Source organism: Rhodococcus sp. BP-160 (genome assembly GCF_019836205.1).
Classification (GTDB): domain Bacteria; phylum Actinomycetota; class Actinomycetes; order Mycobacteriales; family Mycobacteriaceae; genus Rhodococcoides.
In genome coordinates this window covers 780154-793759 of record NZ_JABUEK010000002.1, presented here as the reverse complement: position 1 = coordinate 793759, position 13606 = coordinate 780154, and the positions used below count along the sequence as shown (strand labels likewise).

At 68.7% G+C, this 13606-nt stretch carries 12 protein-coding genes; 3 read left to right on the top strand and 9 right to left on the bottom strand.

Annotation, left to right across the window (positions count from 1 at the left end; all coding sequences use genetic code 11):
* Nucleotides 1-48 precede the first annotated feature (48 nt).
* Together HQ306_RS10165 and HQ306_RS10160 are read right to left on the bottom strand one after the other, a co-directional pair.
* Nucleotides 49-705 (bottom strand): Pr6Pr family membrane protein, encoded by a 657-nt coding sequence (locus HQ306_RS10165; RefSeq protein ID WP_222630917.1) that lies wholly within the window; start codon nucleotides 703-705, stop codon nucleotides 49-51.
* Between the two features lie 48 nt (nucleotides 706-753).
* Complete coding sequence (locus HQ306_RS10160) at nucleotides 754-1020, bottom strand: helix-turn-helix domain-containing protein (RefSeq protein WP_027505150.1); 267 nt, start codon at nucleotides 1018-1020, stop codon at nucleotides 754-756.
* Between the two features lie 79 nt (nucleotides 1021-1099).
* Here HQ306_RS10160 and map point away from each other — a divergent pair, with 79 nt between their 5' ends.
* Together map and hrpA are read left to right on the top strand one after the other, a co-directional pair.
* A complete protein-coding gene (gene map / locus HQ306_RS10155) occupies nucleotides 1100-1867 on the top strand; it encodes a type I methionyl aminopeptidase (RefSeq protein WP_222630915.1) in 768 nt (255 codons plus the stop codon).
* A gap of 20 nt (nucleotides 1868-1887) precedes the next feature.
* Nucleotides 1888-5814: an ATP-dependent RNA helicase HrpA gene (gene hrpA, locus HQ306_RS10150; protein ID WP_222630913.1), complete on the top strand. Its 3927-nt coding sequence runs from the start codon at nucleotides 1888-1890 to the stop codon at nucleotides 5812-5814.
* A gap of 1 nt (nucleotide 5815) precedes the next feature.
* On the opposite strand, the gene nrdR is transcribed toward hrpA, so the two are convergent.
* Both nrdR and HQ306_RS10140 read right to left on the bottom strand, forming a co-directional pair.
* On the bottom strand, nucleotides 5816-6313 hold the full coding sequence (gene nrdR / locus HQ306_RS10145; protein ID WP_027505147.1) for a transcriptional regulator NrdR: 498 nt from the start codon (nucleotides 6311-6313) through the stop codon (nucleotides 5816-5818).
* A gap of 112 nt (nucleotides 6314-6425) precedes the next feature.
* Nucleotides 6426-6842 (bottom strand): hypothetical protein, encoded by a 417-nt coding sequence (locus HQ306_RS10140; protein ID WP_027505146.1) that lies wholly within the window; start codon nucleotides 6840-6842, stop codon nucleotides 6426-6428.
* A 263-nt stretch (nucleotides 6843-7105) separates the two neighbouring features.
* Between HQ306_RS10140 and lexA the strand changes: the two genes are divergently transcribed.
* The gene (lexA, locus tag HQ306_RS10135; protein WP_027505145.1) at nucleotides 7106-7888 is read left to right on the top strand and encodes a transcriptional repressor LexA; all 783 of its coding nucleotides are present in this window, start codon (nucleotides 7106-7108) and stop codon (nucleotides 7886-7888) included.
* Nucleotides 7889-7949: 61 nt separating this feature from the next.
* On the opposite strand, the gene HQ306_RS10130 is transcribed toward lexA, so the two are convergent.
* The 5 genes from HQ306_RS10130 to HQ306_RS10110 all read right to left on the bottom strand — a co-directional run bounded on the left by HQ306_RS10130 (nucleotide 7950) and on the right by HQ306_RS10110 (nucleotide 13499).
* Nucleotides 7950-9092, bottom strand: a complete 1143-nt coding sequence (locus HQ306_RS10130) for an acyl-CoA dehydrogenase family protein (RefSeq protein WP_222630911.1) — start codon at nucleotides 9090-9092, stop codon at nucleotides 7950-7952.
* Nucleotides 9093-9250: 158 nt separating this feature from the next.
* Nucleotides 9251-9874, bottom strand: a complete 624-nt coding sequence (locus HQ306_RS10125; protein ID WP_222630909.1) for a YigZ family protein — start codon at nucleotides 9872-9874, stop codon at nucleotides 9251-9253.
* A gap of 9 nt (nucleotides 9875-9883) precedes the next feature.
* Nucleotides 9884-10318 (bottom strand): hypothetical protein, encoded by a 435-nt coding sequence (locus tag HQ306_RS10120; RefSeq protein ID WP_222630907.1) that lies wholly within the window; start codon nucleotides 10316-10318, stop codon nucleotides 9884-9886.
* Nucleotides 10319-10341: 23 nt separating this feature from the next.
* Nucleotides 10342-11625 (bottom strand): uracil-xanthine permease family protein, encoded by a 1284-nt coding sequence (locus tag HQ306_RS10115; protein ID WP_222630905.1) that lies wholly within the window; start codon nucleotides 11623-11625, stop codon nucleotides 10342-10344.
* A 179-nt stretch (nucleotides 11626-11804) separates the two neighbouring features.
* Nucleotides 11805-13499: a phosphoenolpyruvate--protein phosphotransferase gene (locus HQ306_RS10110; RefSeq protein WP_222630902.1), complete on the bottom strand. Its 1695-nt coding sequence runs from the start codon at nucleotides 13497-13499 to the stop codon at nucleotides 11805-11807.
* Nucleotides 13500-13606 lie beyond the last annotated feature (107 nt).

Here is a 13606-nt window from a genome sequence, read left to right as displayed (position 1 = left end):
GCCGTGCCAGAACGCGGAGGACGTGTGCTGGGGAGTGGTCACGAGAGGTCAGCCTAGGCCACTCGTGGCGTGCTTCCGCGACCGGCGGGACGCCGCCAGTTCGCCCACTCTGTCGACCGCCAGGGCGATGAGCAGGAACGCCACGACCAGGACGGCGAGCCCGATCGCGAGGGGGCCGTACCCCCGCTCCCGCGGGTCCAGGAACGGATACGGGTACCACTCGACGATGGGCCCGCGGATCAGGCTGTAGACCCCGTAGACCAGGGGAAAGACCAACCACAGTACCGGCCCGCTCTCCGCGCTGCGACGACGTGGTGGCGCCAGGATCCAGTCGAGAACGATGAGGACGGGCACGATGCGGTGCAGCACCGAGTTGGTCCACGCGTCCTGGATCTGCACGTCGACGTTCGACAGCAACACCGCGTACACGATTCCGGTGATCACCATGTAGGTCGTGGCCGCCCCGCGAAGCCTGTCGAAGGTCTCGGAGCGGGGATCGACGACCCCGCCGATCACGAAGACCACGACGGCCAGCACGTTGCTCAGCACGGTGAAGTAGCTGAAGAAGTTGGCTAGCGAGAATCCGGCGACGTCCGCGGACCGGACGGGGATCCAGATCAGGGCGGCCAGCCCGAGCAGCGCGGCGACGACTCGGAGAACGCGCAGCGCGACAGGGGTGGCGACGCGATCGTCCGGCGGAGTCATGGAGCGATCCTCACACGAGCGCGGTCCTCGGCGCCGAGCAACGAAGCACTAGATCGCGACGCGATGCTCCCTGTCGCCCTGCCATGCGTCCACCGCGTCGGATACCGGCAGTCCCAGTGCCGCACAGATCTGCAGCACGGTCCCGAAGCTGGGGCTCGCGATCCGACCCACCTCGATCTTGCGGAGCGTCTCGGGTGAGATCCGGGCGTCACGGGCGACGATCTCGGGGTCTCGTCCCGCTCGTGCGGCGCGCAGGACGGCGCCGAGGCGACGACCGGCCTCGACCTGCTCGGGACTCAGGGGAATGCGGACCACGAGGTCAGCATAGCGGTATTCCTGTACCGGTCTGCTACCGTTCGTTGGTATTGAAATACCGACAGGAAGCGATGGACGGATGATCGAGCTCAAGGGCCCTGCCGAGATCGACAAAATGGCGGTGACCGGCGCGTTCGTGGCCGAGACACTGACGACGCTGTCGGAGCAGGCGCAGCCCGGCGTGAACCTGATGGATCTCGAGCATCACTGCCGCGACCTCGTCGCCACCCGCGGCGCGGTGTCCTGCTACTGGGACTACGCCCCCGAGTTCGGCAGCGGGCCGTTCCGCAACGTCATCTGCCTGTCGGTCAACGACCGTGTACTGCATGGCCTCCCGTTCGACCACACGCTCGCCGCAGGGGACGTCCTCAGCCTGGACTTCGCTGTCTCCATCGACGGATGGGTCGCCGACTCGGCGCTGACCGTCGTCGTCGGCGACAACCCTGATCCCGCGGACGTCGAACTGATCGAGAGCACCCGGCGCGCACTGGATGCCGGCATCGCCGCTGCCGTCGTCGGTGGGCGACTCGGGGACATCTCGGCGGCGATCGAGAACGTCGCGCGGGAGACCGGAAAGCAGGTCAACACCGATTTCGGTGGTCACGGCCTGGGCCGGACGATGCACGAGGACCCGCACGTGGCCAACGCCGGCCGTGCGGGATCGGGATTGACACTCCGGGCCGGCATGACACTCGCGTTGGAACCCTGGTGGTCCCGCGGGACGGCGAAGCTCGTCATGGACCCGGACGGATGGACCCTCCGGTCGGCCGACGGAACCATGACCGCCCATTCCGAGCACACCATCGCGATCACGGACGACGGGCCACGCATCCTGACGCAGCGGTGACGGATAAACTGGCGTGAGCCATGTCGACATCTGCTCCCCCGTCCTCCGGACCCACCCGCCGCGACCTCACGGCCCGCCTGTCCGACCTCACCTTCCGTGACGCGCACAGGCTGCGCCGTCGGCTCGACCGCAGCCGCAAGCCCGCCGAACTCGCATCGATCGCTGCCGACATCGGCCGCGCCGAAGCCACGATCGCGGCTCGTCGAGCCTCCGTTCCCACGATCACGTATCCCGAGGCACTGCCGGTGTCCGCCCGCAAGGACGACATCGCAGCCGCCATCGCAGAGAACCAGGTCGTCATCGTCGCGGGCGAGACCGGCTCGGGCAAGACGACACAGATTCCGAAGATCTGCCTCGAGCTCGGTCGCGGCGTCCAGGGCGTCATCGGACACACACAGCCCCGGCGACTGGCCGCCAGGACGGTCGCGGAACGTATCGCCGACGAACTAGGGCAGGAGATCGGCGACGCCGTCGGTTACACGGTGCGCTTCACCGACCACTCCAGCGACAACACCCTCGTCAAGCTGATGACGGACGGCATCCTGCTCGCCGAGATCCAACGGGATCGGCTGCTGCGTCGGTACGACACGATCATCATCGACGAGGCGCACGAGCGCAGCCTCAACATCGACTTCATCCTCGGCTACCTCGCGCGCCTCCTGCCGCAGCGTCCCGATCTGAAGGTCATCGTCACCTCCGCCACCATCGACCCGGGCCGCTTCGCGCACCATTTCGCGGTGAACGGCGTCGACGCGCCGATCGTCGAGGTATCGGGCCGGACGTTCCCCGTCGAGGTCAGGTATCGGCCGCTCACGGTCGAGAACGGCGAGCAGACCATCGAACTCGACCCGGTCGACGCCACGTGCGACGCCGTCGAGGAACTGCTCACCGAACCCGAGGGCGACGTGCTGGTGTTCCTGTCGGGCGAGCGCGAGATCCGCGACACTGCGGACGCGTTGAAGGATCGCCGACTGCGGAACGTCGAGATTCTTCCGCTCTACGCCCGGCTGTCGGCAGCCGAGCAGCACCGCGTCTTCACCGGCCACACCGGTCGACGAGTCGTGTTGTCCACCAACGTCGCCGAGACGTCGCTCACCGTGCCCGGCATTCGGTACGTCGTCGACCCCGGAACCGCGCGCATCTCGCGGTACTCGCTGCGCACCAAGGTGCAGCGTCTGCCGATCGAACCCATCTCGCAGGCGTCGGCCCGCCAGCGTGCCGGCCGGTGCGGTCGCGTCGCGGACGGCATCTGCATCCGGCTGTACTCGGAGGAGGACTTCGAGGCCCGCCCCGAGTACACGGATCCCGAGATCCTGCGCACGAACCTCGCATCGGTGATCCTGCAGATGGCCTCGCTGGGACTGGGCCGCATCGACGCGTTCCCGTTCGTCGAGGCACCGGACCCGCGCAGCATCCGTGACGGCCTGGGCCTGCTCGACGAACTCGGGGCGCTCGAGTCGCAGGGCGAGGACGGGCCCGTGCTCACCTCGCTCGGCAAGGAGCTCGCCGGCCTCCCGGTCGACCCGCGCATGGCGCGCATGCTGGTAGAGGCCAACCGCAACGGATGCCTGCGGGAAGTTCTCGTCATCGTCTCGGCGCTCTCGATCCAGGACGTGCGCGAGCGGCCCGCGGAGCATCAGCAGGCCGCCGACGAGATGCACAAGCGTTTCGTGGTGGAGGGTTCGGACTTTCTCGCACTGTGGCAACTGTGGACGTATCTGGGAGACCAGCGCCGAGAGCTGTCCTCCAACCAGTTCCGACGCATGTGCCGATCGGAATTCCTGCATTACCTGCGCATCCGCGAATGGCAGGACCTGCACGGTCAGCTGCGCCAGATCACGCGCGGCCTGGGCTGGACCATGCCTGACGCGGGCGACTCCTCGGAGCCGAACCATGCCGTGATCCACCAAGCACTGCTGCCGGGCCTGTTGTCGCACATCGGTCTTCGTGAGGGCGACAAGAAGGATTTCCTCGGAGCACGTGGGTCGACCTTCGCCGTCTTCCCCGGTTCGAGCCTGTTCCGCAAGCCGCCGCGCTGGATCATGGCGGCCGAACTCGTGGAGACCAGCAGACTCTGGGCCCGGATGGGTGCGCGCATCGAACCCGAATGGGCCGAGAAGCTGGCCCCGCACCTGATCAAACGCCAGTACTCGGAGCCGCACTGGTCGACGAAGCGCGAAGTGGCGATGGCCTACGAACGCGTCACGCTGTACGGCATTCCTCTCGCCGCCCGCCGGCCCGTCACCTTCAGCGGTATCGATGCCGAGGTGTCTCGCGACTTGTTCATCCGCCACGCTCTCGTACAGGGCGAGTGGCGGACGCACCACCGCTTCTTCCACGCGAACCAGGAGATGCGCAGCGACGCCGAGGAACTGGAGTCGCGCGCCCGCCGACGCGACATCGTCGTCGACGACGACACCCTCTTCGCTTTCTACGACGAGCGTGTACCTGCGACCGTGGTGTCGGCCCGTCACTTCGACCGGTGGTGGAAGAAGGCGTCCCGCACGACGCCGGACCTGCTCGACTTCGACCGCGCCACCGTCGTCAACCCGGACGCCGCCGCGGTCGTCGAGGGCAACTACCCCGACGCCTGGCGTCAGGGCGAGGCGCAGTTCCCCCTGACCTACCAGTTCGAGCCGGGCAAGGAGGACGACGGCGTCACCATCACCATTCCCATCGCCCTCCTCCCCCGCGTCGCCGACGTCGGATTCGATTGGCTCGTCCCCGGCATGCGCGTCGAGTTGGTGACGGCCCTGATCAAGACTCTTCCGAAGGAGTTGCGCCGCAACGTCGTCCCAGCGCCCGACCACGCGGTGGCCGCCGTCGCGGCGATGCGACCGAGGACGGAACCACTACTGGTCGCACTGTCGCGTGAACTCACCCGCATGGGCGCCGTGCCGATCGCACCGTCTGATTTCGACCCGTCCGCGCTGCCCCGCCACCTGAAGATGACGTTCGTGGTGGTCGACGATCGCGGCCGTCGACTGGACAAGGACACGTCCCTCTCCGCCTTGCGCACCCGACTCGGTGCTGCCGCGGCCGCTGCGGTCGGCGTCGCCGCCAAGGACTCGGAGAAGGCCCCGGTGACACGGTGGACGTCCGAGACCATCGGCACACTCGAGCCCACCGTCACCCGAACGGTCAACTCGCAGAAGGTGACCGGGTATCCCGCCCTGGTTCCCGAGAAGGGCGGGGTCGCCGTTCGTGTCCTGGGCACCGCCGCCGAGCAGCGAGCAGCGATGCGCGAGGGCACCCGACGCCTCCTGCTCGACGCCATCCCATTGTCGACGAAGAACCTGCTCACCGGACGCTCCCCGGCTCAGCGGCTCGCGCTGGGGCAGAATCCGCACGGAAGCATCGAGGCGTTCGTCGAGGACTGCCGCACCCTCGCGGCCGACGAGCTCATGATGAAGCACGGCGGCCCGGTGTCCACGCCCGAGGCGTATGCAGTGCTGGAGAAGGCGGTCCGGGGCGAGCTCGCCGGCCGGACGGCCGCGGTGCTCCGGGTGGCGGAACCATCTCTCGGTGCCGCGACGAGGGTCCGCCTCGCACTCGACGACGCGACGGGTGATGCCGCGGACGACGTGCGCCAGCAGCTCGACGGGCTGATCTTCCCCGGATACGTCTTCGAGACCGGCGAAGCGCACCTGCCACATCTTCCGCGCTACCTCGAGGCGGCCGAGCGCCGACTTCGCGCATTCCCGTCCAGCGCTCGCCGCGACGCGGCGGGGATGGACGTGCTGGACCGCGTCTATGCGGACTACGACGCCCTGCTCGGGTCGGTACCGGACTCGGTGGGCCGCAGCGATGCCGTGCGGGAGATCGCCTGGATGATCGAGGAGCTGAGGGTCAACCTGTTCGCTCAGACCCTGGGAACGCTGTACCCGGTGAGCGAGAAGCGGGTGCGCAAGGCCATCGACGACGTCCGACGTGCGGTGCGGCGCTGACTCACCGCTGAGCGGCGGGCTCCGCGTCCTGGGCGGGGGCGGCATCGTGCTCGGCGCGGTGGCGACGAAGGTCCTCGATCTCGCGCTCGAAGTCGTCCGCACTGCTGAACGAGCGGTAGACGGAGGCGAATCGGAGGTAGGCCACCTCGTCGAGATCGCGCAGTGGCCCGAGGATGGCGAGCCCTACCTCGTTGCTGGGGATCTCGGCCGACCCGGAAGCCCGCACCGTGTCCTCGACCTGCTGGGCGAGGAGGACGAGCGCGTCGTTGTCGACCTGGCGGCCCTGGCAGGCCCGACGGACTCCCTTGACCACCTTCTCGCGACTGAACGGCTCACTCACGCCACTGCGTTTCACGACGGAGAGCACTGCTGTCTCCACCGTGGTGAAGCGTCGACCGCATTCGGGGCAGGAACGACGCCGCCGGATCGCCTGGCCCTCTTCCGCTTCACGCGAATCGACGACGCGCGAGTCGGGGTGACGACAGAACGGGCAGTGCATCGGACAGAGACCCCTCGATGGCTCGGGCATTTCCCGAGCGCCACGGCGGCTCTCGGTGTGTCCAGCGTACCGGGACGGCCTTCCGCGGCCCCGGGGGCGTGTCCGGCCGGTGTCAGCGTCCGGAGACGACGCCCATCTCCACCTGCTCCGAGATGGACGGCTGTGCCGGAACGTCGGCGGAGCGCATGTTCGCCAACCCCACCAGCCCCAGAACGGACACTGCTGTGATCAGCGCCACAGCGATGGGCGTCGCGAATCCGTGTCCCCGACGAGTGCGGTGTTCGACCTGCGAGACACCGTTCGAGCGGCGACGGTAGTCGACAGTGCCGCCGTCGGGGCGGCGGGAGTCGCGCGGAGCGGGGCTGCGGCGGACCGTGGTGCGCTCGCGCACGTCGGTCGTCGTGGACCCGGCCGCGCGGTCGGCCACACCCCAGTAGGAATCGTCGTCGCAGGTCCAGCGCGTGCGGACGGGTGCATGCATGTCGATGGAACGTGCGGTGCCGACAGTCAGCAGGTCACTTCGAGTCATTGCAACCACTCCTCGTGGATAGCCGGTGGCCGTCCGCGTCGCCGATGCACCGAGGTGTTCGAACAACACATTCGCCCACGCGTTCGAATGAACGCATGTTCGATGTATAGCAGTCCGGTCCGACAAAGTGCATCGAACACGCGACACGCTTCGAACAGGTGTTTGATCCGAGTCCCGTTTCGGTTTAGGTTCGACACACGCACAACGGACGTGACACCAGCACCACCTGCCCCACGTCCACTGCTACCGATGGAGGTATCTCGATGAAGGACGACAGCTCATCCGGCACGGTCGGCGGGCGCGCGTCAGCGACCGGCTCGGCCACGACCGCCGACACCGAGTCCGGTCTCACCGAACGTCAGCGGCGAGTGCTCGAGGTGATCCGTGCGTCGGTCGTCGAACGCGGCTATCCGCCGAGCATCCGGGAGATCGGTGACGCCGTCGGATTGACGTCCACCTCGTCGGTCGCGCATCAACTGCGCACCCTCGAACGCAAGGGGTTCCTGCGCCGCGACCCCAACCGTCCCCGAGCCGTCGACGTGCGTCTGCCGGGCGAGAACGGGCGCCCCGAAGAGGTCTCTGCCGTCGCGCAGGACGATCTCGTCGCCGCGGACACCACGAATCACCTCGACAGCGCGGACACACCGTCGTCGGACGACGATCGCCTGCCCGCACCGACCTTCGTCCCCGTCCTGGGACGTATCGCCGCGGGTGGTCCGATTCTCGCGGAGCAGGCCGTCGAGGACGTGTTCCCGCTTCCGCGCGAGCTCGTCGGGTCCGGCTCGCTGTTCCTTCTCCGCGTCGTCGGTGAGTCGATGATCGACGCCGCCATCTGCGACGGTGACTGGGTGGTCGTGCGTCAGCAGAACGTGGCCGACAACGGGGACATCGTCGCCGCCATGATCGACGGAGAGGCCACCGTCAAGACGTTCAAGCGGACTGGTGGGGACGTCTGGCTGCTCCCCCACAACGACCTGTTCGAGCCCATTCCCGGGAACGACGCCGTGGTGCTGGGCAAGGTCGTCACCGTGATGCGCAAGCTCTGATTCCGGACACACGAACGCCGGCGCTGGATTTCCAGCGCCGGCGTCGTCGTGTTCGAGGTTCCTACAGGTCCAGACCGCGACCAATGATCTCCTTCATGATCTCCGTCGTGCCGCCGTAGATGGTCTGCACGCGGGAGTCCATGTACGCCTTGGCGATCGGGTACTCCTTCATGTAGCCGTAGCCACCGTGCAGCTGCAGGCACCGGTCGATGAGCTTGACCTGGTTCTCGGTGGTCCACCACTTCGCCATGGCGGCTTCCTGGACCGACAGCTCGTTCGCGTTGAGCTGCTCGATGTACTTGTCCACCATGATGCGGACGGCAGTCGTCTCGGTCGCGCACTCCGCCAGCACGAATCGCGTGTTCTGGAACTTGCCGATCGGCTTGCCGAACGCCTTGCGGTCCTTGCAGTACTGGATCGTCATCGCGAGCGCGGACTCCATCGCGGCAGCCGCGACGACGGCGATCGACAGACGCTCCTGCGGCAGGTTCTGCATCAGGTAGATGAAGCCCATACCCTCCTGACCGAGCAAGTTGGCGGCAGGGATGCGGACGTCGGTGAAGCTGAGCTCCGCGGTGTCCTGCGCCTTCATACCGATCTTGTCGAGGTTGCGGCCGCGCTCGAAGCCCGGCATGTCGCGCTCGACGACGAACAGGCTGAAGCCCTGCGCGCCCTTCTCCGGATCGGTGCACGCCACCACGATGACGATGTCGGCGTTGATGCCGTTGGTGATGAACGTCTTGGAGCCGTTGAGCACCCAGTCGTCACCGTCACGGACGGCCTTGGTCTTGATGCCCTGCAGGTCACTGCCCGTGCCCGGCTCGGTCATCGCGATCGCGGTGATCAGCTCGCCGGAGCAGAACCCGGGCAACCAGCGCTGCTTCTGCTCGTCGTTGGTCAGCTCGATCAGGTAGGGAGCGACGACGTCGTTGTGCAGCGTGAACCCGATGCCGCTGTACCCACCGGCCGTGGTCTCCTCGGTGACGATGGCGTTGTAGCGGAAGTCCTTGACTCCGCCGCCGCCGAACTCCTCCGGCACTGCCATGCCCAGGAAGCCCTGCTTGCCGGCCTCGACCCAGACACCTCTGTCGACGATGTTCTGCGTCTCCCACTCCGCGTGATGCGGCGCGACGTGCTGCTCGAGAAACTTCTTGTACGAGCTGCGGAACAGGTCGTGCTCGGGCTCGAACAACGTGCGCTTCATGATTCTCCTCGTCGTGCGTACGGCGGATCTGTCTCGAGCCTAGAACCAGGTACGAGCGGGGTCGATGACCAGTGCGAGCACGTTCGGTGACCTCGGCGTCGCTGGGCGGATCCGGTGTGTTGAGCCGCGGTATCCGCGGCTCAGCGCACCCAGCCGCCTCAGAGCCCGAGCACCCACCGGTGCCCGACGCGCTCGGCCACCACACCGCCGCCGGTCGCGGACGCGAGGACACCGTCGAGCCGGTCGCCGTCACCGATCACCCGGAGCCGCACGTCGGATCCGTAGGCGACGTCGTCGACGGCGAATCCGTGCACTCGCAGAACGCCCTCCACCCGACCGGCATCAGCATGGGACAAGCCCATCTCGAGGACGTCGACTCGCGCGAGCTCGCCGACCTCCGCGCGGTCGAGCGCCGCACTCACCGCGCCCGAGTAGGCGCGCACCAGGCCACCGGCGCCGAGCTTGACGCCCCCGAACCACCGACTGACGACGGCCACCACATCGACGAGGTCGCGGCCGGTCAGCACGCCGAGCATCGGAACACCTGCCGTACCGCCTGGTTCGCCGTCGTCCGATGCGCGCTGACGACGGTGCTCCTGATCTGCGCCGACGACGAAAGCCCAACAGTGGTGGCCCGCATCGGGGAACTCTGCCGACACCGCAGCGACCACGTCGAGCGCCTCGGACTCGGTGTGGACGGTGACCACGCGGGCGAGGAACCGGCTCCGCTCGATCACCGTTTCCGCATCGACGTGTCGGGTCGAGACGAGGGCATGCGGCACGGAGCCAGCCTAGACGCGGCGATTGTGCCGAGCCTGCAGGACGAGTGGCGGCAGAACCCAGGCGACGATTGCCAGAGTCACCCACCAGTACTGACCCGGCACGCCGTTCAGAGCGAAGCCGCCGACGACCACCGCCGAACCACTGGCACTCCGCAGCAGGTCGACGTCACGGCGACGCACCGCGGGGCCGCGCAACCAGGAGATGCGCTGGTCGCCGCTCTCGCGCACGGTCCGCCTCGTCGACGCAACGGCGAGAACCACAGCAACGATCAGGGCAACAGCCGCAACGGCCGCACGAGCAACAGAGTTCGGCAGCGCGAAGGTCGCCACGACGATTGCAACCCAGACGACGCCGATCAGCGGAACCTTCCACGCCGGCGTCGACGGCCACTCGTCCGGCGCGAGGCGCACGGGTCGCATCGGGTCGAGGTGTGCGTGGCTCACCGCCTCAGCGTCGCACAGACCGCTCAGTCTCGTCGCCGCTCCGACAGCGCGCGCAGCACCGGGTACGCGACCAGGATGCCGACCGAGCCCCACACGATGCCGCCGAGTTCGACGGATCCGATGGTCAGTGTCAGGTCACCGACACCGGCGACGAGGGCGGCCGCCGCGACCATCAGGTTGAGCGGCTTGGTGAAGTCGATCCCCGCTTCCTGCCAGATCCGCACGCCGAGAAGGCCGATGAGACCGTAGAGCACCAGCGTCGCGCCGCCGATGACACCGCTCGGGACCGTGAAGATCAGCGCGCCGAACTTCGGGGAGAACGAGAGCACCAGCGCCGTGGCGGCGGCGACCCAGTAGGCAGCGGTGGAGTACACGCGGGTGGCGGCCATGACGCCGATGTTCTCCGCGTAGGTCGTGGTGCCCGAACCACCACCGGCACCGGCGAGGACGGTCGCCGCGCCGTCCGCCATGAGGGCGTCACCGGCGACGTCGTCGAGGGACCGACCCGTCATCGCCGCGACCGCCTTCACGTGACCGACGTTCTCGGCGACGAGCACCACGACGACGGGCAGGGCGACGAGCACGACGGACAATTGGAACGAGGGGCCAGTGAACTCGGGCAGTCCGATCCACGACGCGCTACCGAGTGCGTCGACGCGTGCGGGATCGAGAGCACCGGTGACGGCAGCGAACACCCATCCCACGACGACGCCGACGAGGATGCCGAGGCGGCCGATCAGCCCAGGCACCGCGACGGTGACCAGCAGGACCGCCACGAGAGTCACGGTCGCGACGAGCGGCTGAGCTTCGTACGAGGTCGCGGCGGTGGACGCGAGGTTCAGGCCGATGAGCGCCACGATCGCGCCGGTCACGAGGGGCGGCATGACGGCGTCGAGGACGCGGCTCCCTGCCAGCCGGACGAGCAGGCCGACCAGGAACAACACCACGCCCACCACGAGCACCGCGCCGAGCTGCGCAGCGGGACCGTCGCCCGCCGTCGCCGCCAAGGGTGCGATGAAGGCGAAGGACGAGCCAAGGTAGCTCGGGACCCGGCCACGCGTGGCCAACAGGAAGATCGCGGTACCCAGACCGGAGAAGAACAGCGTCGTCGTGACCGGGAACCCGGTGATGGTCGGCACCAGCAGAGTGGCACCGAACATCGCGACGACATGCTGCATCCCGATCCCGATCGTGCGTGGCCACGAGAGCCGTTCGTCGGGAGCGACGACCGCGTCGGGCGCCACGGTGCGACCGTCACCGTGGACGGACCAGCGAGGGAAGAACTGCCTGGATCGAGTTGTCGTCACGGCGGAAATGATGTCATGCGGGAAGGCCGGAGGCCGGTCGGCAGGTCACCGGGAAGGCCGGAGGCCGGTCGGCAGGTCACCGGGAAGGCCGGAGGCCGGTCGGCAGGTCACCGGGAAGGCCGGAGGCCGGTCGGCAGGTCACCGGGAAGGCCGGAGGCCGGTCGGAGGGCGGGAGCGCATCACCCGAGCAGGCCGGCGGCCACCTCGCGTGCTTCGGCCGGGCTGGAGGTGGACAGCACGGCCTCGGCCGCGGCCTTGCACTGCCCGAGCGTCACGGTGCCGAGCTTTGCGCCGACACCGGCCACGGCGGCCGACGCGGCCGAGAGGGACGTGACGCCGAAGCCGACGAGGACACAGGCCAACAACGGGTCCGCGGCGGCCTCTCCGCAGACTCCGACAGGCTTGTTCACCGCTGCGCCGGCCTTCGCCGCGTGGGCAACGAGCGTCAGGACTGCGGGCTGCCACGGATCGGTCAGTGCGGCCAGGTCGGCGGACATGCGGTCGGCCGCCATCGTGTACTGCGCGAGGTCGTTGGTTCCGATGGACAGGAAGTCGACGTGATCGAGGATCCGGTCCGCGAGCAGCGCCGCGGCGGGCACCTCGATCATGACGCCGGGGGTGAGCCCGCGTTCCCGCACGTCGGCGGCGAAGGCCTGCGCCTCGGCGGACGTGGCGATCATCGGGGCCATCACCCACGGGGACGACTCGGTCGAGGCCGCCGCGGCCGCGATGGCGTCGAGCTGGCGGTGCAGGATGCCGCGATTGCCCTCGGCGATACGGATGCCGCGCACTCCGAGGGCCGGGTTGGCCTCGTCGGCGTGGTTCGCGAAGCGCAGCGGCTTGTCCGAGCCGGCGTCGAGCGTGCGGACGACCACCTTGGTGCCCTCGAACGCGGTGAGCACCTCGGCGTAGATCGAGGCCTGCTCGTCGACGGTGGGCTCGACGTCGCGGTCGAGGAAGCTGAGTTCGGTGCGGAAGAGTCCGACGCCGTCGGCCGCGGTCGACCGGGCTGCGCGAGCGCCGGCGCCGTCCTGCACGTTCGCGAGGATGTCGACACGGTGACCGTCGGACGTCCGGCCCGGCCCGCTCCAGTCGGCGACCTCGGCGAGGTGGGTGGCCGATTCCTCGACCGCGGAGCGTGCCGTGGACGGATCGGGCTCGATCTCGATGCGGCCGGTGGTGCCGTCCACCATGACGAGCGTCCCGGCGGGGACGTCGTCGAGGCCCGTCGCCGCGACGATGCACGGGATGCCGAGCTGACGGGCGATGATCGCGGTGTGGCTGGTGGGTCCACCGAGAGAGGTCGCGAGGCCGACGACCAGCGTGGCGTCGAGTCCCGCGGTGTCGGCGGGTGCGAGGTCCTCCGCCAGGAGAACCGAGGGCTCCGAGGGAGTGGGAACGCCGGGCTCCGGGAGATCGGACAGCTCGGCGATCACGCGGTCGCAGATGTCCATGAGGTCGGTGATGCGCTCGGCCATGCGTCCGCCGAGCTTGGCGAACATGGCGACGAACTGGTCCGTCGCGGTGACGGCGGCGTACGCGGCGTCGGAACCCTTGCCGATGGCCTTGACGCCGGCGCCGATCCACCCGCGGTCCTCGGCCATCGCGGCGTTGGCGGCGAGCACCTCGGACGCGGAGCCGGTTGCCAGTGCGGCACGGGCCTGCAGACGTCGACCGACCTCGGCCGCCGCGGCGCGGAAGCGCTCCTTCTCCGCATCTCGCGCGTCCTCGGCGATCTCGACGGCCGTGTCGGGACGTGAGGGGCGCGGCGCCGGGCGGATCGCGGGGCCGTAGCCGACGCCGGGCACCACCGGCGTGCCCTGCACCGCGTGGGCCGTCGGCTGTGCCTCGTTCACGGTGAGCGATCCCGTCATCTGCTTCCTCCTGCTGCGCGGTGGTGCGGGGGCATCTCGCCTACCCGCTGTGCATCGCGTCTCCCGCGATGGCTCTTGTGACTCAGATTACTCGAACCTCTTGACAT

Coding starts and splice junctions, on each gene's coding strand:
- HQ306_RS10165 (WP_222630917.1), bottom strand. CDS start 705: ATGACTCCGCCGGACGATCGCGTCGCCACCCCTGTCGCGCTGCGCGTT.
- nrdR (WP_027505147.1), bottom strand. CDS start 6,313: ATGCACTGCCCGTTCTGTCGTCACCCCGACTCGCGCGTCGTCGATTCG.
- HQ306_RS10140 (WP_027505146.1), bottom strand. CDS start 6,842: ATGACTCGAAGTGACCTGCTGACTGTCGGCACCGCACGTTCCATCGAC.
- lexA (WP_027505145.1), top strand. CDS start 7,106: ATGAAGGACGACAGCTCATCCGGCACGGTCGGCGGGCGCGCGTCAGCG.
- map (WP_222630915.1), top strand. CDS start 1,100: ATGATCGAGCTCAAGGGCCCTGCCGAGATCGACAAAATGGCGGTGACC.
- HQ306_RS10110 (WP_222630902.1), bottom strand. CDS start 13,499: ATGACGGGATCGCTCACCGTGAACGAGGCACAGCCGACGGCCCACGCG.
- HQ306_RS10130 (WP_222630911.1), bottom strand. CDS start 9,092: ATGAAGCGCACGTTGTTCGAGCCCGAGCACGACCTGTTCCGCAGCTCG.
- hrpA (WP_222630913.1), top strand. CDS start 1,888: ATGTCGACATCTGCTCCCCCGTCCTCCGGACCCACCCGCCGCGACCTC.